Consider the following 21,923-nt stretch of genomic DNA (forward strand, 5'->3'; position numbering starts at 1 on the left):
CTCTTGGTAGTGCGAGATAGGATACGGCCGTTCGTTCAGCGAGCCCCTCGAGCCGCTAAGACCCAGTCAGATTGATCATTTCAGCGTGAGCCGTGACTGGCTTCACGATGGTCGTCATCTTGTCGTGGAGGTCCCCGGTAGTTGGGTTGGAACTCGCCCGGTGTCAGCGTGCGATGCGGCGTATCTCATCGACCAGTAACGGTGACAGCTCGTACGCGTCCAGCGTTGCTTCCTTGAGCCATGCTCGTGCCTCCGCGATCGTCATGTTCTTGTTGACAGCAGCATCGTTTAGAATGGCTGCGGCAACGCGGGAGAGGCCGAGGCCCATGAAGCTGATCATCGACCGGTCGGAGGCCCCGACTTCGAGATAGAGGGAAATCGGCGGGACCGAGCCGGCCATCTCCGGCAAGCCGATCTCATCTAGAACCTGGAGGAGGACGGCGCAGTAACATGACATCAGCCTTACCACCTCGAACCTGATCACCTTTTCGATGGTCTCGAGCGTGTTGCGGATCACCGCTCGGGAGCTTTTCTTCTTGTCATAGTTGATGGCGTTATCGATGATCCTCGGGAGAGGGTCGCCGCTCATCCAGAACACCGCCATTAGGGCATGGTACCGGTGCGATCCGTGGCTCTCTGGAAGCCCTAGCAGGTGTGTATGGCAGAGCCTCAGCAGCGATGAGTAGGAGGCGTATGCTCCGCTCTCGCGCGGATGCGCGGGAATCAGCGCGCGCACGCTTGCCTTGTCCGTACCCGCTCTGGCGAGAAGTGCGGCGTGAAGCGACTGCTGCCGGTGCGGTGACAGGTTCGGACTCTGGCGCACGACCTCGACGGGCAGCGTCAGCACTTCGACCACGTCGTCGAGAGCCGCCTGGACCCGTTCGGCCGACGCCGACGGCACGCCCACCGCAGTCAGCCGCGACAGCGTGGTCGGCAGCTCGCCGCGCGAATGATCGTCTAGGAGCCGGATGAACAGGGTCTCGAGGTCGCCGTCCTGCTTCCTGTCGTAACCATCGTCGTCGGCCATCGTCGCGACTAGATCCTCCAGCCGCTGTGTGACACCGTCCTGCAGGGCAGGCACGATCTCGCTGTCCCTCTCCTGATCGAGCGGCTTGGCCTTCCATTCGTCATAGTCGATCAGGAAGATGTTGCCTTGGAACTCGCGGCGGAGCCGCCCGGCGCGACCCGCGAGGTTCCAGAAATCGGTACCCTCCAGAGGCCGCTGCCTCCCCTTCTCCGGCCTGCACATGAAGACGTTGCGAGCCGGCAGGTTCACGCCTTGTAGAAGCGTACTGGTGCACACCAGGAAGTCGATCGCGCCATCCGCGAAGGCATCCTCTACCGCCTGCCGGACCTGCGTTGGCATGTTGGAGTAGTGGAAGCCAACACCCCTGCGAACCGCCGCCGCTAGGACGTAGGAGGGGTGCACCGACTGAGCGATGAGCTGCGCAACCGCTTCACGGCGCCGCGTCGTCTCCCGGTCCGCAAGCAGGTCGGTTAGCTGGATGGCCAAGTCCTCCGCCTCGGCGGCACCGTTCGCATAGACGATGGTGGGCGCACCCTTGCCGAGAGCGGCCGATATCTGGACGAGGCGCTCCTTCTTCGACGCGATCGTCTGTCCGATCGCGAACTCGCCGACCAGCGCCTCTTCGCCGCCCGGCTCGATGCTCGAGACGGAGAATTCGCCTTGGCGCGACGAGGTTACACGCACGATCAGGAAGTTTTGCGCTACCGTCGGCTCAGTCGACGGTAGCGTCTCCACGCTATCGAGGCCGAAGGTGCGGCCGAACACGTCCAGATTACGGATGCCAGGGCTGGCGAAAAGCAGCTGCGAATCCGCGCGCCGGCGGAGCAGGTCGTCCACGACCCACTGCAGCAGGATTCCGCGCCCCTGGTCGGCAATGCTGTGGGCCTCATCGACGATGACGATCCCGGCGTTCAACTCCGGATGCGCCGCCAGCATCAGCTGGGTCCGCTCCTGTGTCATCACGAATATCGCACGCGGCGGCAGCGGCTGATCCCCGTCCAGCGGCACTGTGACGATTTCCGGCGCCGCCTCCGTGCCGGAGAACAGGTCCGCCAGATCGCGTGCGACCTGCGCGATCAATGCACGGGTTGCCTGCACCTGTTCCCAGAGACCAGGATCGATGATGGGGCTGTGCAGTCCCGGATGGACGGTATCGTGGTGGCATATCTCTCCCAGATAGGTTCGGCAGCCCAGCATCAGATAAAGCTGACCGCGTGTGAAGGGACGTCCGCCGATACGCTTTCCGGTCGCCGTGCGACGCTCGGGGGCGAGCACCCCCTCTCTTTTCAGTGCCTCGGCCAGCAGACGCACATTGCCGAGCTCCAGGTAGCGCCGGAAAATGTGAGTGACGATTACGGCATGTTCCGGAACGATGGCGAGGGTGCGCCCGTCCGGTCGATAGCCGAGCGGTGGAATGCCGCCCATCCACATTCCCTTCGCCTTCGAGGCCGCGATCTTGTCCCGAATGCGCTCGGCGGTCACTTCCCGCTCGAACTGGGCGAAGGACAGCAGCATGTTGAGCGTAAGTCTGCCCATGCTTGTCGTCGTGTTGAATGCCTGTGTCACCGACACGAACGAGACGCCTGCCCCATCGAACGCTTCCACCAGCTTCGCAAAATCGAGGAGGGAGCGCGTCAGGCGATCGACCTTGTAGACGACGATGATGTCGATGCGCCCGTCCGCGACAGCCTCGAGCAGCCGTTTCAGGCCGGCGCGCTCCAGCGTCCCACCCGAAATGCCACCGTCATCATAGCGTTCGGCAAGCTGGCTCCATCCCTCGCCTGCCTGCGAGAGGATATAGGCGGCACAGGCTTCGCGCTGCGCATCGAGAGAATTGAAGTCCTGTTCCAGCCCCTCCTCGCTCGATTTGCGGGTGTAAATGGCGCAGCGGACCTTCTTCATGCTGCAGCCTTCTGTCGCAGGCCGAAAAAGGCAGGCCCCGACCAGCGGGTGCCGGTGATGGCGCGCGCCACCTCGCTCAGGGACCGCCATTCCCTGCCGTTCCAGCGGATCACCCGATCTTCCCCGACGGTGACCACATGAGCGGCACCGTTCCATTCGCGGACCAGCCGCATCCCCGCTCTCGCCTCTGCCGTCCGGCTTTTCGTGCCAGCGAGCTGCGCAAGTTTCTGGCTGGTCTGCCGCGAAAGGCCTCCATGCGCCCTCGCCTGCCATTCCCAGGCAAGGGCAAGCCGCATCATGGCGGGGCTGATACGGGGCGGAGCAGTTCCGGTCAGGCGCTGCCATTCGGCCTTCAGGGCTGCAGAGGACATCGCCGCAAGAGCGGCGATCTGGCGTTCCGTCTGGCTCATCAGGCCGCTGCTCCGCATCGGTAACAGGTTTTGCCGTCGCGCGTACCACGTTCGACCGCATGCCCCTTCTTCCGCAGACCCGTCAGAGCCGCGCGAACGGTGTGAGGCAGCCAGCCGGTCGCCTCCGTCAGTTCGGCAATTACCGCGCCGCCGGGGCGCTGGACCAGCGCCAGCAGCAGTGCAGCCTTGTTGGGGCGCATCGGAGGCGCGTCAGTGATCAGGCTATCCCCTGCCCCGCCACTGTCGATTTCGACATCCGGCTCTACCCCTATGAGCTTCAGCCCGGCGGCAGTAATGTGAAGAGATGGCTCAGCGCCTGCCGTCGAGCGCTCTTCGGCAAGGTGGCGCCGGACAAGTGCGCCGGCAGCCTTCGCCCCACCGCGCGGATCCACGCCCGCGGGCAGCGGGTAAAGGTTGCCGTCGTCCCGCCGGGAGGCTGCCGACAGCAGAATATACTGGAGGTCGCTGAGTTTTGTCATGGTGGTCTCCTTCGAGGCAAACGGCGTCAGCGCCGTTCCCACCACCCACAGCCCCGGCCGTCATCGGGCGGGGCTGCGTACATGGATCGTGATCGCGACCCATGTACGCGCTGTTCGCTCCAGTGTGACGTGAAGTCGAGAGGATTCTCGAGCCTGCCTTCAGATAAGCCTGACGCGCCGGTTTCCCGGCCGCATGCCGAAGGAAGATGCGCTAGAAGTATGCCTCACCGTGACTGACCATATTCCGGTCTCCATTGCAGCCGGTGACCAGGAGATTGACCGTACGGCCGGACGATGCTGCCGTCATCATGAGCGCGGTGAACTCCGTGAAGTTCGTTGCGGAACGCTGGATATGAAAAAAGGCGCTTCCGCATGGGCCGTTTAGATTCATCTCCACACCCTGTCTGATGGATCGGCCCAGATCCTGACGATTCTCCCCTCCTTCCAGCCCGACGTCTGCGCTTCGGCGGGAAGAGCTGCCACAAGGCAGAGGATCGCCGGTACAGGCTTCCGCAGATGCATGATCTTTTCCTTCCTGACTGTTTCAGCAGATCGGGTGTGACGGAGATGCGTTAAGGCATGATTGCACCTGCTGCCGGGCTGGTGGACGCGATAGCCTCCCATTTCCTGCAGAAGGGGTGAAGACGAATGGACTGCCCGCGATGGCTGGTCCGGTTGCATAGTTAGTTGAAGATCTCCTCCGATGCCGGCCTGGGCGGGAGGCGGAGCGCAGCGGAGCCGAGCGGCCAGGCTGGCATCTTGATCGTTTCGGGCGCCGGTGGGCGATAACCGAGGCTGCTATGGGGGCGGGCCCGGTTGTAGTGATCGCGCCACCAGCCGGTGACGAGCCTGACAATCCGTTTCGCTACTTCAACTCGTCGTCCGAGGTGATCCGGCTGGAAAATACAGCAGAACGGCCGCCTCCGTGCCGATCTGGGTGATCGCGGTAAACGCCGCGCCCGGGTCCGTCCCCGAGGGCAGGAACTCGCCGGCCAGCCGAAGATGGGCGCTGGATGAAATCGGCAGAAACTCGGTCAGCCCCTGGATGACCCCCAGGATGGCGGCTTCGACCCACGACAAATACGCACTCAAACTTTTTCCCCTGACGCCGTCGCACCAGGCGCTAAGCCCGTTCGCGAACCATCAGAACGTCCATGTTCACGGCGGACAGAAGTGCTTCTGCCTGGCTCCCGATCGTTGCATGAGCAAAGCCGCTGCGCCCATGCGTGCCCAGCACCAGCAGGTCGGCGTTCGCTTCGCTCAGCGCATTGACCACGACCGTGCCTGTTTCTCCTTCTTCGAGCCTGGGTTCCAGCCGGGCCCGAATGGCGGGATCGACCTTTGCCAGGAATGCGTCGAGTTCTTCCTGCGCCTCCGCTCTTACATGCGCAGTAACATCGTCGGATTTGAGCCAGCTTTCATAGGGGACATGGAAGGCATGGACGATTGCGATCGATGCCTCAGGGAACAACGCCGCAGCCGCGAGCAACGCCGCGCGTGAGCATTCGGACAGGTCGGTCGCAACCAGGATGCGTTCATAGCCACCCGTCACGCGGCGGCGCACCACCAGAACCGGCTGCTCGGCATTGCGAATGATGTGATCCACGGCCGTACCGAGGAAATAGTCACCGATGCTGTTATACCGCGCCACCCCCGTCACAAGCACGTCACTGGCGCGCTCGACCGCGATCGCTGCAAGCGTCTTCGGTGCGGAGCCGCTACGGATGATCAACTCCGCGTTCCTGGCGCCTTCCGGGAGATCCGCTCGCAGCCGGTCGACAACGGCTGGTTCATCGGCACTTACATCCTTCTCCAACACATGGGCGATGACGAGGTTGCCCTGCTTTTCCCGGGCGAGCTGGATGGCGCGTTCCGTCGGACGATCCGAGCGAGCGGTAAAGTCGCTCGCCAGCAGGACTTCGAATGGGGGCATGATCATTTCCTTTGATGAATGAGGTGGCGCTATCGCGCGGCTCAGTGCGGTTCGCTTGAAATGGATTCGACGTCGCCGTCCTGCTCGATCTCCCGCGCGTGCTCGACCTCTTCATGGATATGTTCGGAATGAAGCGGCGCGAACCGCAGCAGCGCGTAGCCGGTAATGGCCGCCAGCAAGGAACCGCCCAGCGTTCCCAGCTTGGCTTCCTCGACTAGCAGCGGGTCGCTGAACGCCAGCCCCCCGATGAACAGGCTCATCGTGAAGCCGATACCGCAGATGATGGAAACCGCATAAATCTGGAGCCAGGTCGCGCCGCGCGGCTTGACCGCAAAGCCGGTCCGGACCGCCAGCCAGACGGTGGAAAAGATGCCGAGCTGCTTGCCCAGAAACAGTCCCGCCGCAATTCCGATCGGCATTGGCGAGAAGATCTCATCCATCGTCAGGCCACCCAGGGCCACGCCGGCATTGGCGAAGCCGAACAACGGAACGATGAAAAACGCCACCGGCAGGTTCAGCGCATGTTCGAGCCTGTGTAGCGGCGAGTGCGGAGCGTCGGGCTTGCCAGGCGTCCGTACAATCGGGATTGTAAAAGCGGCGAGGACGCCGGCGATCGTCGCATGAACGCCCGAAAGCAGGACCGCGAACCAGAGCAGGGCAAAGCCGGCAAGATAGATCGGAAGTGCGCGGACGCCGAAACGATTGAGGGCGAACATGGCCGCCAGGATGGCGACCGCCGCGACCAGCGGCATAACGGCGAGACCCGAGGTATAGAAGAGCGCAATGATCGCTACCGCGCCCATGTCGTCAACGATCGCGACCGTCACCAGAAACAGCTTGAGCGAGGTTGGGGCTCGCGGACCAAGAAGTGCGAGAACGCCGATCGCGAAGGCGATATCGGTAGCAGCCGGAATGGCCCAACCATTTGCCAGATCAGGATCGCCCCCGATAACGGCAAGGTAGACAAGCGCTGGTGCCGCCATCCCTGCAATTGCCGCCAGAACGGGAAGCCGCCGCTGATCCCATGTCGAAAGTCGCCCGTCGACAAGCTCGCGCTTGATTTCCAGCCCAACGAACAGGAAGAAGATCGCCATTAAACCATCGTTGATCCAGTGCAGGATCGAGAGGCCTCCGACGTAGCTGTGCAATGTGTCGAAGTAACTTTGCGCGAGGGCCGAATTGGCGATCAGCATCGCGAGCAACGCTGCGACCATTAGTACGATACCGCCAGCGGAAGCGCTTTCCATGAAATGCCGAAGGGCGGAAACCAGGCCGTTTGCTGACGATGTGGGACGCGATGATGCCATTGGAGAGCGCACTCCCGGAAAGAGGTTTTAACCAATCTCCGTATTCGGGCACCAAACCCGGGCGCACGCAGCACACGCCAAGCGCTAATTTCCTAGTTTCAATGGCAGAAAAATTCAATACGCGACCGTCCGCAATCGCTTGATCCGCCAAGCCCACGCCAGCTCTGCCGAACGCCGATGGGTGCGGCTGAGTTTTTAGACTGAATGTACAGCCGCTTAGCTTGGCCCAAGCCTGACACTTGCCGTTCCGAAGTGTCCGCAATGGCAGTCGTCCCGTAAATTGATTATGGCGAGATGGTTTACCCAAGGAACGGCGTAGCTTCTTCGACAGCGCCTTCTGGATTCGCGAGCAGATGCAATCGCTGTCCTGGCGCGATGTCGCGCGCATCCGGCAGCGCTGGCGCGGTCCATTCCTGCTCAAGGGACTGCTCAACTTGGAGGACCTGCACCGTGCGCTCGACAGCGGCGTGGATGGCGTGATCCTGGGAAGTCACGGCGGCCGGCAGGCCGATTGGGCCATTTCCGCCCTCGACCTCCTGCCACAGGCGCGCGCGATCGTCGGCGACCGCTTCGCACTGATGATGTCCGGCGGCATCCGCCGGGGCACCGACATGCTTAAGGCGCTGGCCTTGGGCGCAGACGCGGTGCTCGCCGGCCGCGCTCCGCTTTACGGACTCTGCGCTGCCGGGGCGGCCGGAGCGACGCGCGCGCTCGAACTGCTTCTGGAGGAGGCACTTGACCAGATGGGCCAGTTAGGCGCGATCGACCGAGCCGACCTGACGCCCAGGCTGCTTGTCTCCCGTCAGCAAGGCTTCCGACCACCCACGACCGCGGGATAGCCGCGAAGGCGTGCCGTTCGGCTAACATCGGGCAATCACCGAGCAACGTATTGTTATATAGTGATGTCTTTTCCGCTCTGTTGGAACGCTCCCGCCCACGGTCGGTTACCCTAGGACACTCGAAACTGACGACTGAGGAGGCTGCACATGGCGCAGACCGTCGGGGAGTACTTCTGGGATCGGCTTCATCAGTGGGGCGTGCGCCGCATTTTCGGCTATCCCGGAGACGGTATAAATGGCCTGCTCGGCGCCTTGCAGAAGGTCCCGGACAAGTTCGAGTTCGTGCAGGTGCGCCATGAAGAGATGGCGGCCTTCATGGCTTCTGCCCATGCGAAGTTCACCGGCGAACTCGGGGTTTGCCTGGCAACATCGGGGCCGGGGGCGTCCCACCTCCTGACCGGCCTGTACGATGCGCGAATGGACCATATGCCGGTGCTGGCGATCGTTGGGCAACAAGCGCGCAGTGCCGTTGGCGCGCACTATCAACAGGAGCTGGACCTCACGTCGATGTTCAAGGACGTAGCTGGCGCGTTCACTGGTTATGCGACGGTTCCGGCTCAGGTGCGCCATCTCACTGATCGGGCCGTGCGCATTGCGATGGCGGAACGCCGGGTTACGGCGCTCATCTTTCCCAACGATCTCCAGGACATGAAAATGGAGGAGCCGCCCCGCAAGCATGGCGCGGTCTTCTCCGGCGTCGGCTGGACTCCGCCCCATGTCGTTCCGCGGCAGGACGATCTGCGCCGCGCCGCCGAGGTGCTGAATGCCGGCAGCAAGGTCGCCATCCTCGTCGGCGCCGGGGCCCGCGAAGCGACCGACGAAATCATCGCCATCGCGGACGTGCTTCAGGCGGGCTGCGCAAAGGCGCTGCTCGGCAAGCAGGTGCTGCCCGACGACCTCCCCTGGGTCACGGGTTCGATCGGCCTGCTGGGAACGAAGCCATCCTACGAATTGATGATGGCGTGCGACACACTGCTGATGCTCGGCTCGGGGTTCCCCTATTCGGAATTCCTGCCCGAGGAAGGACAGGCGCGCGGCGTGCAGGTCGACATCGATCCCGGCATGCTGTCGATCCGCTATCCGATGGAGGTGAACCTCACCGGCGACGTAAAAACCACGATAGAAGCGCTGCTGCCACTGCTCGAGCAAAAAACCGATACGGCATGGCGCGACACGATCGCCGAATGGAACAGCGACTGGCAGGAAACCCTGATCGATCGGGCGCATGCCAAGGCCGAGAAGATCAATCCACAGCGGGTGTTCACCGAGTTGAGTCCGCGCCTCCCCGAGCGCGCCATCCTGACCAGCGACAGTGGCTCCTGCGCCAACTGGTACGCCCGTGATCTCAAGATCAGGCGCGGCATGATGGCCTCGCTGTCCGGCGGCCTGGCCTGCATGGGCGCGGCAGTGCCCTATGCGATCGCCGGCAAATTCGCCCATCCCGACCGCCCCGTCATCGCGATGATCGGCGACGGGGCCATGCAGATGAACAACATGGCCGAGCTCATCACCATCCAGAAGTACTGGCAGAAGTGGGCGGACCCGCGTCTGATCGTCATGGTTCTTAACAACGAGGATCTCAATCAGGTCACCTGGGAGCAGCGGGCCATGGAGGGCAATCCCAAGTTCGAGGCCACCCAGCGGATCCCCGACGTGCCCTACCATAAGTTTGCGGAGCTGATCGGCCTGGAAGGCATCTTCTGCGACGATCCCGAGCAGGTGGGCGCCGCCTGGGATCGTGCGCTCGCCGCGCGCCGACCGGTGGTTCTGGAGATGAAGACAGATCCCAACGTGCCGCCGCTGCCGCCGCACATCAGCCTGGATCAGGCAAAGGCATTCACCTCCCTGCTGTTCAAGGGCGATCCCGAACAGGGGTCGGTGCTCAAGAACACCGCGCGTCAGGTTCTGGCCGGCATTTTGCCGAAGGACTGAGTAAGTTGGGGAGCGTCGCAATACGCAGGCCTGATCCCGCGATCCGACTGCTGTCGGCGGGTGCGGGACTGGTGCACTCGGCCGTGCTGCTGGACAGTGGCCTTGAACATTACCGGGGATCGTTCCGCAATCCGGCGATGCTGCTCCCGCTCGCGACGTCAACAGTGAACATCGCGATAGATGGTACACGGCTGGTCACAGGCTGCAGCACGCCGGATTCCAGTTTGCGCGTGGCAGGGCAAGGCGGCGCCGTGGCGGTGGGGCTAATCGGCATGGGTTTCCACCTGTTCAATATTGGCAAGCGCCCTAGCGGGTTCGGTTGGGGCAATCTGTTTCATGCGGCACCGCTCGGCGCACCGGCTGCCCTGGTCCTCGCGGGCGCTCTGGGCGCGGCGGCTGATCGCGCCCATGCGTCGATCATATCCGACGGCAGAGCCGTTGGCGCGCTTTGCGCCGCTGGTATCGTAGGCACGGCGGCCGAGGCGGCGCTGCTTCACTTTCGAGGCGCGTTCCAGAACCCGGCCATGTGGCTTCCCGTGGCCGTGCCGCCGATCGCGGCTGCGGCCCTTGCAGCCAATGCCGTCGTCAGACGAGCGCAGCCGACCACCGCCGCGCTTCTGATCGTCACCGCGGCGCTGGGGTTCGCGGGCGCGGCTTTCCACGCCTATGGCGTGTCGCGGCGCATGGGGGGCTGGCGCAACTGGCGGCAAAACATCCTTGCCGGTCCTCCACTTCCGGCACCCGCTGCTTTCACCGGGCTCGCTGTCGCGGGGCTCGGCGCGCTCATACTGATAGGTCGCGTGCGTGGTTGATCGCTTCCCTGGTTATGATGTGCTGGCCAAAGCGGACAGCGAGAGCTGGGATGCGATCACCCGCCGCATCGTCGCAGAGCGGATCGTCCTGACGGAGCGCGGGGACGTGCTGTCCGACCGGCAACGACTGACGCTTCGCGCTGTCGTCGACCGCATCACACCGCAGCCTCCGGGCCGTCCGCCGATCAATGCCACGGCGCTGCTTCTCGAGAGGATGGCGGGCGCGGACGGGGAAGGGTTCCGGCATCATCGCCTTCCACCGCTGCGCGCCGCCTGGTCGCGAGGGCTGGACGCTCTCGAAGCCGAGGCTTGCGCGCATCACGGTCGCGCCTTCGACACGCTCGATGGCGACGCGCAGGACCGATTGCTGCGCTTGGCGGAGGCAGGTGAAGCCTCCGACCCAGCCTGGGGCGACATGCCGCCCGCCATCTTTTTCTCGTGGCGGCTCGTGCCCGATGTGGTCGCGGCCTATTGGTCGCACCCCTCCGCCTGGAGCGCCATGGGTTTCGGCGGACCGGCCAGTCCACGCGGCTATGTGCGCCTCGACGCGGACCGGCGGGACCCCTGGGAGAGTAGCGAATATGTCGAGCGGCGCGGTCATGCCGCTTGAGCCGCGCGCGAAGGACGGCCGCGCGCCCGATGTATTCGTCCCTGGCGGCTGGACGCCGATGGGCGAACATCGCGATACCGAAGCTGTCGATTTCGCGATCGTCGGGACGGGAGCGGGCGGTGGGACCCTGGCCTGCCGTCTGGCGGAAGCCGGCTTTTCCGTCGTCGCTTTCGATGCGGGCGCCTATTGGCGGCCGCTAGAGGATTTCGCATCCGACGAGCGGCACCAGTCGAAGCTCTACTGGAACGATGATCGCATCGTCGAAGGCGCGAACCCGCTGAAGCTGGGCGCGAACAACAGCGGCAAGTCGGTCGGCGGCTCGACTGTTCACTACGCCATGGTCGCGCTGCGCTTTCGCCCGGAATGGTTCAAGAGCCGCAGCTTGCTCGGTTATGGCGCCGATTGGCCGATCGACTGGCGCGAAATGTGGTCCTACTATGCCGAGGTCGAGCAGGCGCTCGCCATCGCCGGCCCGGTGACCTACCCTTGGGGCCCAAAGCGGCCGCGCTACCCCCGGCGGGCGCACCCCCTCAATGCGCCGGCCGCGCTGCTGGCGCGCGGAGCCGAGGCGCTGGGCATCGGCTGGAGCGAGACACCCATCGCCACATTATCGTCGCCGCGCGGCAAGGCGCGCCCTTGCGTCTATCGCGGCATGTGCACCATCGGCTGCTCGACCAATGCCAAGCAGTCAGTGCTCAACACTTGGCTGCCGCGCGCGTTGGCGGCTGGCGCAGAGATCCGCGATCTCGCGATGGTCGGCCGTGTCGAAACCGACGCGCGCGGCATGGCAACGGGGGTTCATTATCAGCGTGGGGGCGAGTGGCGCTTCCAGAGGGCGCGCAACGTGGTCGTCGCCGGTTACGCGATCGAGACGCCCCGGCTGCTCCTGAATTCGGCCAGCCCGCTTTTCCCCGATGGCCTCGCCAATTCATCGGGGCTGGTCGGGCGCAACCTGATGGTTCAGCTCAACCAGGCCGTCTGGGGCCAGATGGAGCAGGAGGTGCGCTCGTACAAGGCGCCCCCCAGCCTGGCGCTCACCGAGCATTGGAACTACGAGGATCGCGGCAAGGATTATCATGGCGGCTGGTGCTATATGAGCCAGGGACCGCTGCCGATCGGCTGGGCGCAGACGGTTGCGGGCGGGCGCCGAATGTGGGGCCAGTCGCTCGTCGACGAGATGAACCGCGCCAATCATTCAGTCGGTCTCAAGATGGTGGGTGAAGTGATGCCGTCCCCGGACAATCGCGTCACCCTCGCCAACGAAGTCGATGCGTACGGACTGCCCATCCCGCGCATCAGCTTCTCCTACGGTGACAATGAACATGCGATGCTCGCGCATGCTCTGCCGTTCATGGAGCAAGCCCTGGAGGCGGTTGGCGCCCACGAGCTCTGGCGCGAGGAAGAGGACACCTGCCATCTCAATGGCACCGCCCGGATGGGCGACGACCCGGCGACGAGCGTCGTCAATGCCGATTGCCGGAGCTGGGACATCCCCAATCTGTGGATTTGCGACGGCTCCGTCTTCCCGACGGTAGGCGGAGCCAATCCCTCGCTGACCATTCAGGCCATCGCCTGCCGTACAGCTGATCGCATCGCCGCGATGGGAAAAAGGGGAGAGTTATGAAGAAGAAACATCGGCCCACGATTGTTGTCACCGGCGCCTCGGCGGGGGTCGGCAGGGCCGTCGTGCGCCGCTTCGCTCGGGACGGCGCCCGCATTGCGCTCATCGCACGAGGCAAGGACGGATTGGCGGCCGCCGCGCGAGAAGTGGAGGAGGCAGGCGGAGAGGCGCTCGTGCTCCCGCTGGACGTGGCTGACGCCCAAGCGGTCGAAGCCGCCGCGGAGGCGACCGAATCCCGCTTCGGACCTATCGACATTTGGATCAACGCCGCATTCGCGGGCGTGATGTCGAGGTTCCTCGACATGGACATGAAGGACTATCGCCGCGTTACCGAGGTGACCTATCACGGTCAGGTGCATGGCGCGATGGCGGCGCTGAAGCGGATGGTCCCGCGTGGCCGGGGAAGCATCGTGCTTGTCGGCTCGGCGCTCGCCTACCGTGGCATCCCGCTCCAGTCCGCCTATTGCGGCGCCAAGCACGCCGTGCAGGGCTTCCAGGATTCGATCCGCGCCGAGCTGCTGCACGCCAAGAGCGGGGTGCATGTCTCAATGGTGCAACTGCCCGGCGTCAACACGCCGCAGTTCGACTGGATCCGCACCAACCTGCCGAAAAAGGCTCGACCTGCCAGCCCGCCCTACCAGCCCGAGGTCGCGGCGGACGCCATCCATTTCGCCGCGCATCACCGACGCAAACAGATCATCGTCGGATTGCCTGCATTGGAGGCGATATGGGGAGACCATCTCGCCTCGCCCGCGCTGGACTATTATCTCGGAGCAACGGGCGTCGAAGGTCAGCAGGATGAAGACGCGATCCCGCCGGGTTCTCGCGACAACCTCTATGAGCCGGTGCCGGGCGATCACGGCGCGCACGGGCGTTTCGATGCCATCGCCCGATCGCACAGCCCACACTGGTGGATGAGCAAACATCGCGTGGCGCTTGGGTTGGCAGGCGCCGTAGCCGGAATTGGAAGCGCGCTGCTGTTCGGAAGGAAAGCGCGATGAGCCGGTGGTGGCGCGAGGCCGCTCTCTATCAGATCTATCCCCGATCGTTCCAGGACAGCGATGGCAAGGGTGTGGGCGATAATCCCGCCTATCGGCCGGGCCACCAGATCGGCAAACCGGTCGCCAATCGCCTCAGCAATCTGTTTGATACCCTACCTGGCCCGGTCCGGATCGACGGTCCGTGGCAAGTGGATGCCACCTCTGTCAAAGGCTGTATTGTGACGAGCCGCCAGCGTACGGCGCTGAAGATCGCGTTAGATACGGCAGGGGGCCTTCGAGCCTCCTCGGAGTACGATCCCTGCGACATCGTGCGGTGCTGCGCATGAAGGTTGGTGAAGAGCCACGTACCGCGCGGACGGCGGACCGGAACCACGGCAGGCGAAGCGGCGGCTACCTACCGCTAGAGAATTACGCGGCTCTGGGTGATGGCCGATCGGTCGCGCTGTCGGGCGCCGATGGATCTATCGACTGGTGGTGCGTTCCAAATCTCGATTCGCCCCCCCTGTTCGACAGGTTGCTCTCGCCGGAAACGGGGGGCTGCTTCATCATTGTGCCGGATAGCCCGTTCACAGCGGAGCAACGCTATCTCCCCGGCAGCAACGTTCACGAGACCATCTTTACGACCCCGGGGGGCCGGGCGCGCCTGGTGGAGTCCCTCAACAGCAGCACGGCCGGGCGGCTTCCCTGGTGCGAACTCGCCCGAAGAGTGGAGGGACTGGAAGGCTCGGTGCGCTTTCGCTTCCTGATGCGCATCGGAACGCGCGCCGACACGGTCTCGCCCTTTGTCACTCAGAACGCGCACGGGATCCTGTTTCATGCCGGCGATGTGACCGGATCACTACGTTATAGTGGTGGCGTGACGATCACGCGGGAGGAGGACGGCGAAACCGAGGGCCACTTCATGGTGCAGCCAGGCGCGCGCGAGACGCTAGCTATCGTCGCCGGCCAGAATGAACCCCTCGTTCTGCCGAAGATCGCCGATATCGATCACCGCATCGACGTTTCGCACCAGGAATGGATTGAATGGTCGGAGCGCGTGCACCATGAGGGGCCTTACCGCGATCTTGTCCTGCGGAGCGCGCTCGCCCTCAAGCTTCTGCTCTATTCGCCGACAGGGGCAATCGCCGCGGCAGCGACGACATCCCTTCCTGAAGGAATCAGCGAGCCCAAGAACTGGGACTATCGCTACGCCTGGATCAGGGACGCCGGCTATACCATCAAGGCGTTCCTGCGCATCGGGGCAGAGGCAGAGGCCAAAGCGGCACTCACCTGGCTGATGCACCGGCTTTGCGAGCACGGACCACACGTGATGTACACGCTCGATGGCCGCATCGTGCCGGACGAGACCGAACTGGACATGCCGGGCTGGCGGAACAGCCGACCCGTCCGGATCGGCAATGTCGCCTCATGTCAGCATCAGCATGCCATTTATGGCGATATTTTCGAGACGGCCGAACGGTTCGTCCAGTGTGGCAACATCCTCGATCGCCAATCCGCCGACATGCTGGCGCAGCTGGCCAGCCGGTGCGCTGATCATTGGCGGCAGAAGGATAGCGGCATTTGGGAGTTGCCGGAAGAGCAGCATTTCACGAACTCGAAGATCAGCTGCTGGCAGGCGCTCGCCCGGGCAGTGGAACTGGCGGACACCGGCCATATACCCGCCACCTCGCGCGACCGCTGGGCACGCGAACGCGAACGGATCGCCGAGTGGATCGACGACAATTGCTGGTCGGAAGAGCGACAGTCCTATCTCGCATTTCCGGGCAGCGACATGTTGGATGCGTCGGTCGCGCTGGCGGTGCGCTTCCGGTTCGGCGCGCACGGGCGGGTGGAAAAGACAATCCGCGCGCTTGATCGCGAACTTGGCGCCGGGGCGTTCCATTATCGCTACACCGGCGTCGAGCGCGAGGAGGGCTGTTTCCTCGCCTGCACCTTCTGGATCATCGAGGCCAAGGCCCTGCTGGGTCATGAAGCGGAGGCCCGGACACAGTTCGACCGCGCGATCGCGCGGCTGGGTCGCGGACAAGGCATATATGCCGAAATGGTGGATCCGGATACGGGCGCATATCTTGGCAACCTGCCGCAGGGACTGACCCATCTCGCGCTGATCCAGGCCGCCGCGACCCTGGCGGGGCACCCATTATGACGCGTCAGTTCAGCTATTGCGGCGCGCCGCCGATGCCGGACCAGCTGTGGGCAAGCTGGAACCTTGATCCCATGCTCATCGTCGGCATGGCGGCCGCGGCGATGATGATGTGGCGGGCGAGCAGAAGCCCGCCGGAGGGCCGCTGGGCCATGATCGCCGGTTTCGGCGCGCTCCTGATCGCGTTCGTGTCGCCGCTGTGCGCATTGACCAACGCGCTGTTCGCCGCCCGCACCGTGCACCACCTGCTGTTGGTCCTGGTCGCCGCGCCGCTCTTCGCGCTCTCGCTCGCGCCCGGGAGTGACGCGGGGCGCTCCCCGGTGGCGGCGCTGTTCGCATCCACCGTCCTGCTGTGGTTCTGGCACTGGCCGCCGGCCTATTCGGCGGCGCTCTCGAGCACCCTGATCTATTGGACGATGCAAGCGAGCCTGCTCATCAGCGCTACATGCTTCTGGTGGGGCGTGCTCCTGTCCCCACGCGAACCCTTGCCCGCCTTGCTGGCAATCCTCGGGTCGATGGCGCAGATGGGGCTGCTCGGCGCTGTCCTGACCTTTGCACCGACGCCTTTTTATGCCGAACATATCGTCTCGACCGCTGCGTTCGGCCTTTCCCCGCGACAGGATCAGCAACTTGCCGGGCTCATCATGTGGGTGCCCGCGATGCTTCCCTATCTCCTGCTTGGCGGGCTGGTGGCGCGCCGCGCCTGGCGCACGGCGCTGTCGCCGGCATGACCGTTACGCTCCTGAAGGCGCTTCATATCGCGGCGCTCCTGCTGTGGACGGCGGGGCTACTTTCGCTCCCGCTGATGCTGGCGCGCCATGAGGAGGGGGAGCATCAGTTCCGCTACGCCCGGATCCGCAAGTTCACGCATTATAGTTACACCCGGCTGATCACGCCGGCAGCGGTGATCGCGATCGCCGCCGGCGTGCCGCTGATCTTCCTGCGCGAATTGTTCGTGCCCTGGCTGTTTGCGAAGCTGGCGCTGGTCGCGCTGCTGGTGACGGTCCATGCCTATGTCGGCCACATTGTCCTCAAGATGGGCGAGGAAGCCGGCGAAAGGCAGCCTCCCCCGGCATGGCCCATGGTCGCCGCATTGTGCCTGCTGATCCCCGCGATCCTATTGCTGGTGCTGCTGAAGCCGCCGCTGGACACGCAACTTGTGCCTGAACTCCTGCAACAACCGTTGGGGCGTCAATTGCCGCTGGACGAGGTCCCCAATTGATAATCGAACACCAGTTTGCCCCCATGCCACCCGGTGAAACCGGTGAAGCCCGCGCCCAGCAGCGACATGAGTATCCCGAGCGGCAGCACCGCCTCCTCATAGCCGCTCAGCCGATAGCCCCAATTGGCGCCAAGCAGCGCCAGCAACATGGTTGCGATGATGAAGTGCGTCCAACTTGCAGAGCGGGCGCGGATACCGGGCACGAGCAGCAGCTCTACCGTGCCGGAAAGCCCGGCGAGCAGCCCCATCAAGAAAGCCATGCCGATCGCCCACAGCGCCGCGCGTGCCCAGAAGGCGTCGCCGGTCCACCAATAGAATATGTCCGCACCCAGCGTGCAGACGCTCATCGCGATCGGAAAGGCGACCAGCATCGCATGCAGCGGATGGCCGGCGATCGCGATTTTCGATTCCGAACGATGGAAGTGCGGGGCAGCGCTGATCGGGTCGATCAGCTGGGCTTCTGTATCCGGTTTTTTCTCAGTCATCAGGGCTACTCTAAACGCAGCGTCCGCTCCCTCACAGTCCCCTTATGGATGTTCATCGCGTCAGCGCTGTCCGGCTGCGATGCTCCGCTGTCCGCGCTCGCGCCCGCCGGGCCGACGGCATCGGCTATCGCCGAGCTGTGGTGGATCATGCTGGCGGGCGCGGCGGGAATCCTGGCGCTCGTGCTGGGCCTGCTGGCACTTTCCTTCCGCCGGAGGTCGCGCACCGCCCCCGAACGGCTGTGGTTGATCGGCGGCGGTATCATTTTTCCCATCACGCTGCTCACCGCCCTCCTCGCGGCCGCCATCGTCCTGGGCGAGCGTTCCATTCCCGCTCGCGCCGGGGCGATGGAAGTGGAGGCTGAATCCAGCCAGTATCGGTGGCGTTTCTCCTATCCAGGCACGGGCGCGCTGCCGACGGACGAAACGCTTCACATACCCGCCGGACGACCGGTGACCGTTGCGCTCAGCACGAAAGACGTGATCCACAGTTTCTGGGTCCCACGTTTGGGGGGGAAGATGGACGCGATCCCTGGCCATGTGAATCGGCTGACCATCCAGGCGTCGGTGCCCGGAACCTATTTTGGCCTGTGTGCCGAATATTGCGGCGTCGGCCATTCTCGCCACGGCTTCCAGGTGATCGCGCATGCGCCAGCCGAATGGCGGGCCTTTGCCGCCGGAGGCAGGCCATGAAGGCGCTTCGCCTGCACCGCGAACTCAGCGCCATCTGGGGAGCGCCGCCGGGCTGGCGAGGCACGATTTCCACGGTCAACCACAGCGATATCGGACGCCGCCTGATCCTCGCCGCCTTCGCCTTCTTCGCCATCGGCGGCGTGCTGGCGATGCTGATCCGCGCCCAGCTGGCGACCCCCCGCAGCGCCTTCATCGGCCCGGAGATCTACAACCAGCTCTTCACGATGCATGGCAGCATCATGATGTTCCTGTTTGCGATCCCGATGTTCGAGGGGCTGGCGATGTACATGCTGCCCAAATTGCTGGGAACGCGCGATCTCGCCTTCCCGCGCCTATCCGCTTATGGCTGGTGGTGCTATCTGTTCGGCGGATCCCTGCTCATCCTGTCGCTGCTGCTGGGCGTGGCGCCCGACAGCGGCTGGTTCATGTACACGCCGCTGTCTTCCAAGCCCTATTCACCGGGCATCAACGCTGACTTCTGGCTGCTCGGCATCACCTTCGTCGAAATTTCCGCGATCGCGGCAGCGGTAGAGATAAGTGTGTCGATTCTGCGCGTACGCGCACCCGGCATGTCGCTCGACCGGATGCCGCTGTTCGCGTGGTACCTGCTCGCGACCGCGCTGATGATGCTGATCGGCTTCCCGCCGCTGATCCTGGGCTCGATCCTGCTGGAGCTCGAACGCGCGTTCGGCTGGCCTTTTTTCGACACTGCACGGGGCGGCGACCCGCTGCTGTGGCAGCACCTGTTCTGGCTGTTCGGCCATCCAGAGGTCTACATCATCTTCATTCCGGCGGCGGGCGTCGTTTCGACGGTGCTGCCGGTCATGGCCCGCACGCCGATCCTGGGATATCGGATCATCGTCGCGTCGGTGCTGGCGCTCGCGTTCCTCAGTTTCGGCCTGTGGGTCCACCACATGTTCACGGTCGGCATACCCCACATGGCGCTGGCCTTCTTTTCTGCCGCCTCCACGCTGGTGGCGGTGCCGACGGGTGTGCAGATCTTCGCCTGGCTGGGAACCCTATGGGCTGGCCGGCCGCAAATGAAGCTGCCGATGCTGTACCTGATCGGCTTCTTCGTGACGTTCGTCATGGGCGGGCTGACGGGCGTCATGGTGGCCGTGGTGCCGTTCGACTGGCAGGCACATGACACCGCGTTCGTCACCGCGCACCTTCATTATGTGCTGGTCGGCGGGTTTGTTTTTCCGATGCTCGCCGGCGCCTATTACTGGCTGCCGCACTTCACCGGGCGGCAGCGCACCTTCAGGCTGGGCGAGGCCGCGTTCTGGCTCATCTTCATCGGCTTCCATCTCACCTTCTTCCTGCTCCACCTTGCCGGCTTGCTGGGCCAGCCACGGCGGATCGAAAGCTATCCCGAGGCAGCGGGGTGGACCTGGATCAACCTGATCTCCTCGGTCGGCGGATTCGTGATGGCAATCGGCTTCGCGCTATTTGCGATCGATATCGCGCTGCAGCTGTTCCTGGCACGCCGTGCGCCGCGCAATCCGTGGGGGGCAGGCACGCTGGAATGGGCGATGATGACGCCGCCGGCGCCCTATAACATCGCCAGCCTGCCCCGGGTCGGTTCGCGCGAGCCAGTATATGGTGAGCCCGATCTGGCCAATGAACTCGCGCGCGGCGAAGGATATCTCGGTGCGGCCCGCAACGGCTGGCGCGAGACGCTGGCGGTGGATTTGAAGGGCCAAATCCGGCATATCATCGTGCTGCCGAGCAATACGCGCCTGCCGATCTGCACCGCGTTGGCGACGGGGTGCTTTTTTGTCGCGCTGCTGCTCAAGCTCTACTGGCTGGCGCCGTTCGCTGTCGCCCTGGTGGCGCTTCTGGGATGGCGCTGGGCCTGGGTGCTTGGGCGCTGCGAAGACCTCGGACTCTTGCCCATCGGGCGCGGCGAGACAGCGCCGACCCATGCCGAAGCCGATGATCCGCCAGGCTGGCTCGGCAGCGGCTTCCTGCTGCTCGCTGATGCCACCTTGTTCGGCTCGCTGCTGTTTGGGCAGGTGTTTCTGATCGTCGTCGCGCCGAATTGGCGATCGGATCATATGGTCGTCGGATCCTGGCTGGTGATCGCGATAGCCGCCGCGGCAGCACTGCTCGCCGGAGCCCTCGCTCGGAGCGCGGACATGCGGGTGGAACGGGCGATTCCCGGTCATCTGTTGCTCGCAGCCACGCTGGCCGTGAGCCAATGGCAGGCGCCTGCTCCGAGCGGCAGCGCCGCCGGGGCGCTGGTCGGCATGCTGAACGGCTACGGCTTGCTCCACATTGCCATTGCGCTTCTGATGCTGGTATTTGTGTGCTTCCGTCACCGCGCCGGTTTCCTGTCGGCTGCGCGCAGCAGCGAGCCGCGCATCGCGCGGCTGTGGAGCGACTATGCCGCAGGCGTTGGAGTGGTCGTCGCTTTGGCGTCTCAGCTTCCGGCGCTGCTGCGATGATTGCGCTTCTGCGTGCGCTGTCAGGGCTCATCCTTTGGGCGGGCGCATTTTCGCTGATCTATGGTCTCCAAGGCCTTCTCTGCTCTCCGCAGGTGTCAGGCTGGACCAGCGCCCTTCGCTACGACGGGCGCGAGTTACTGATCGGTACTTGGCTGCTTTGCCTGGCTCTGCTGAGTTGGTTGACCTTGCGACTGTGGCGCGGCCGCACAAAGGAGTCCCTGCTTGAATGGCTCGGGCCGATCCTCGCGCTGACGGGGTTCGTCGCCACGCTTTTTACGGGGTTTCCTGTGGTTGTCGCGACCACATGTGCCTGAGTATGTCTGGGCGAGACATCGCTGGCGGACCGTGCCCGATCACGCTCCATGAAGCCGGTCTGTCGCGCATCGCGGTATTGGAGGATGTCGGCATCGGCTACTTCATGGAGTCTGACGTACGCGAAGACATCGAAGCAGGGCGTCTCGTTCGCGTTCTGGAAGACTGGACCCCGCCGCTGATGCCTTGGTGCCTCTACTATCCCAGCAGACGAAACCCATCGGCTGCTTTCAAGGCACTGATCGGCATGGCACGGCAGATCGCTGGATGACGGTAAGCTGGGCGTATCGCTCTATGGTAATTTTGGAATCGGCTCGCGATGACGGACAAGACTGCACCTGCCTTGCTTAAAGACATTCTTGGTCTGCAGACGCTGACCATTATCGCCGATGTTGGAGCATCAGTATCATCCCGCTTCGATCGCGGTGGCTTTCTTGGGACCGCGTCAGATGGGCTCAATACGCTGTCGATCATGGAGCGCGTGCGCCGTATCGCTGACGCCCTCCATGCCGCACTACCTGCCCGATATGTGGACGCGCTCGAGATCATCCGCGCCATGGCGCCACAACTCACTCATGGCTTGCAGGCGGTCGCTGTCACCGAGTTCCTGGCGCGATATGGGCTTGGCGATTTCGACAAATTTATGAATGCGCTTGCCGATCTGACCCGCTTTGGGTCCGCAGAATTCGCCATTCGTCCGTTTCTGGCTCAAGATGCCGGACAAACCCTTGCCGTGATGGAAGGGTGGACC

21 protein-coding genes and 2 pseudogenes are annotated in these 21,923 nt (G+C 64.1%); 15 read left to right on the plus strand and 8 right to left on the minus strand.

Features of this window, described 5'->3' with window-relative positions:
- Positions 1 to 163 precede the first annotated feature (163 nt).
- From L288_RS42405 to L288_RS43895, 3 genes are read right to left on the minus strand one after another with little or no spacing between them, the layout of a single operon-like run.
- Positions 164 to 2,929, minus strand: coding sequence for a recombinase family protein (locus tag L288_RS42405; RefSeq protein WP_021238756.1), 2,766 nt, complete (start codon positions 2,927 to 2,929; stop codon positions 164 to 166).
- Complete coding sequence (locus L288_RS34365) at positions 2,926 to 3,339, minus strand: DUF2924 domain-containing protein (protein WP_041208357.1); 414 nt, start codon at positions 3,337 to 3,339, stop codon at positions 2,926 to 2,928. Before L288_RS34365 ends, L288_RS42405 begins: the two co-directional genes overlap by 4 nt.
- Positions 3,339 to 3,818, minus strand: a complete 480-nt coding sequence (locus L288_RS43895; protein WP_021238758.1) for a DUF3489 domain-containing protein — start codon at positions 3,816 to 3,818, stop codon at positions 3,339 to 3,341. The genes L288_RS34365 and L288_RS43895 overlap by 1 nt, the downstream gene beginning before the upstream one ends.
- On the opposite strand from L288_RS43895, the gene L288_RS44120 reads away from it, so the two are divergent.
- Positions 3,817 to 3,951 carry a hypothetical protein gene (locus L288_RS44120; protein ID WP_269077978.1) on the plus strand — a complete coding sequence of 45 codons (135 nt, stop codon included), beginning with the start codon at positions 3,817 to 3,819 and terminating at the stop codon, positions 3,949 to 3,951. The two genes, L288_RS43895 and L288_RS44120, sit on opposite strands and share 2 nt — an antisense overlap.
- A 550-nt stretch (positions 3,952 to 4,501) precedes the next feature.
- On the opposite strand, the pseudogene L288_RS43900 reads toward L288_RS44120, so the two are convergent.
- The 4 genes and pseudogenes from L288_RS43900 to nhaA form a co-directional block, all read right to left on the minus strand.
- Positions 4,502 to 4,669: pseudogene (locus tag L288_RS43900) on the minus strand (integrase core domain-containing protein); the annotation flags it as partial.
- A 19-nt stretch (positions 4,670 to 4,688) separates the two neighbouring features.
- The gene (locus L288_RS34380; protein WP_236613031.1) at positions 4,689 to 4,898 is read right to left on the minus strand and encodes an undecaprenyl-diphosphate phosphatase; all 210 of its coding nucleotides are present in this window, start codon (positions 4,896 to 4,898) and stop codon (positions 4,689 to 4,691) included.
- A gap of 43 nt (positions 4,899 to 4,941) precedes the next feature.
- Positions 4,942 to 5,751 (minus strand): universal stress protein, encoded by an 810-nt coding sequence (locus L288_RS34385; RefSeq protein ID WP_161625662.1) that lies wholly within the window; start codon positions 5,749 to 5,751, stop codon positions 4,942 to 4,944.
- Between the two features lie 41 nt (positions 5,752 to 5,792).
- Positions 5,793 to 7,058: a Na+/H+ antiporter NhaA gene (gene nhaA / locus L288_RS34390; RefSeq protein WP_051209668.1), complete on the minus strand. Its 1,266-nt coding sequence runs from the start codon at positions 7,056 to 7,058 to the stop codon at positions 5,793 to 5,795.
- 341 nt (positions 7,059 to 7,399) lie between these two features.
- Here nhaA and L288_RS34395 point away from each other — a divergent pair, with 341 nt between their 5' ends.
- The 10 genes from L288_RS34395 (at position 7,400) to L288_RS34435 (ending at position 17,238) form a co-directional block, all read left to right on the plus strand.
- Positions 7,400 to 7,897, plus strand: a complete 498-nt coding sequence (locus L288_RS34395) for an alpha-hydroxy acid oxidase (protein WP_223308103.1) — start codon at positions 7,400 to 7,402, stop codon at positions 7,895 to 7,897.
- Between the two features lie 147 nt (positions 7,898 to 8,044).
- Entirely contained in the window at positions 8,045 to 9,829 is a 1,785-nt protein-coding gene (locus tag L288_RS34400; RefSeq protein ID WP_021238764.1) for a thiamine pyrophosphate-requiring protein, read from the plus strand.
- 5 nt (positions 9,830 to 9,834) lie between these two features.
- On the plus strand, positions 9,835 to 10,641 hold the full coding sequence (locus tag L288_RS34405) for a hypothetical protein (protein WP_021238765.1): 807 nt from the start codon (positions 9,835 to 9,837) through the stop codon (positions 10,639 to 10,641).
- Complete coding sequence (locus tag L288_RS34410) at positions 10,634 to 11,251, plus strand: gluconate 2-dehydrogenase subunit 3 family protein (protein WP_021238766.1); 618 nt, start codon at positions 10,634 to 10,636, stop codon at positions 11,249 to 11,251. Before L288_RS34405 ends, L288_RS34410 begins: the two co-directional genes overlap by 8 nt.
- A complete protein-coding gene (locus tag L288_RS34415; protein ID WP_021238767.1) occupies positions 11,223 to 12,875 on the plus strand; it encodes a GMC family oxidoreductase in 1,653 nt (550 codons plus the stop codon). The genes L288_RS34410 and L288_RS34415 overlap by 29 nt, the downstream gene beginning before the upstream one ends.
- Positions 12,872 to 13,873, plus strand: coding sequence for an SDR family oxidoreductase (locus L288_RS34420; protein ID WP_021238768.1), 1,002 nt, complete (start codon positions 12,872 to 12,874; stop codon positions 13,871 to 13,873). The genes L288_RS34415 and L288_RS34420 overlap by 4 nt, the downstream gene beginning before the upstream one ends.
- Entirely contained in the window at positions 13,870 to 14,199 is a 330-nt protein-coding gene (locus L288_RS43650) for a hypothetical protein (protein WP_031304507.1), read from the plus strand. Before L288_RS34420 ends, L288_RS43650 begins: the two co-directional genes overlap by 4 nt.
- Entirely contained in the window at positions 14,196 to 16,019 is a 1,824-nt protein-coding gene (locus tag L288_RS34425) for a glycoside hydrolase family 15 protein (protein ID WP_037484267.1), read from the plus strand. The genes L288_RS43650 and L288_RS34425 overlap by 4 nt, the downstream gene beginning before the upstream one ends.
- 32 nt (positions 16,020 to 16,051) lie before the next feature.
- Complete coding sequence (locus tag L288_RS34430) at positions 16,052 to 16,747, plus strand: cytochrome c oxidase assembly protein (RefSeq protein WP_236613032.1); 696 nt, start codon at positions 16,052 to 16,054, stop codon at positions 16,745 to 16,747.
- Complete coding sequence (locus L288_RS34435) at positions 16,744 to 17,238, plus strand: CopD family protein (protein WP_021238771.1); 495 nt, start codon at positions 16,744 to 16,746, stop codon at positions 17,236 to 17,238. Before L288_RS34430 ends, L288_RS34435 begins: the two co-directional genes overlap by 4 nt.
- On the opposite strand, the gene L288_RS34440 is transcribed toward L288_RS34435, so the two are convergent.
- Positions 17,208 to 17,609: a DUF2231 domain-containing protein gene (locus L288_RS34440; RefSeq protein WP_223308095.1), complete on the minus strand. Its 402-nt coding sequence runs from the start codon at positions 17,607 to 17,609 to the stop codon at positions 17,208 to 17,210. The two genes, L288_RS34435 and L288_RS34440, sit on opposite strands and share 31 nt — an antisense overlap.
- Positions 17,610 to 17,612: 3 nt before the next feature.
- On the opposite strand from L288_RS34440, the gene coxB reads away from it, so the two are divergent.
- The 4 genes and pseudogenes from coxB to L288_RS34460 form a co-directional block, all read left to right on the plus strand.
- Positions 17,613 to 18,413, plus strand: coding sequence for a cytochrome c oxidase subunit II (gene coxB / locus L288_RS34445; protein WP_084465846.1), 801 nt, complete (start codon positions 17,613 to 17,615; stop codon positions 18,411 to 18,413).
- Complete coding sequence (ctaD, locus tag L288_RS34450) at positions 18,410 to 20,860, plus strand: cytochrome c oxidase subunit I (RefSeq protein WP_021238774.1); 2,451 nt, start codon at positions 18,410 to 18,412, stop codon at positions 20,858 to 20,860. The genes coxB and ctaD overlap by 4 nt, the downstream gene beginning before the upstream one ends.
- On the plus strand, positions 20,857 to 21,174 hold the full coding sequence (locus tag L288_RS43080; RefSeq protein WP_021238775.1) for a hypothetical protein: 318 nt from the start codon (positions 20,857 to 20,859) through the stop codon (positions 21,172 to 21,174). Before ctaD ends, L288_RS43080 begins: the two co-directional genes overlap by 4 nt.
- Before the next feature lie 35 nt (positions 21,175 to 21,209).
- Positions 21,210 to 21,443: pseudogene (locus L288_RS34460) on the plus strand (LysR substrate-binding domain-containing protein); the annotation flags it as partial.
- Positions 21,444 to 21,923 lie beyond the last annotated feature (480 nt).

Source organism: Sphingobium quisquiliarum P25 (assembly GCF_000445065.1).
GTDB lineage: Bacteria > Pseudomonadota > Alphaproteobacteria > Sphingomonadales > Sphingomonadaceae > Sphingobium > Sphingobium quisquiliarum.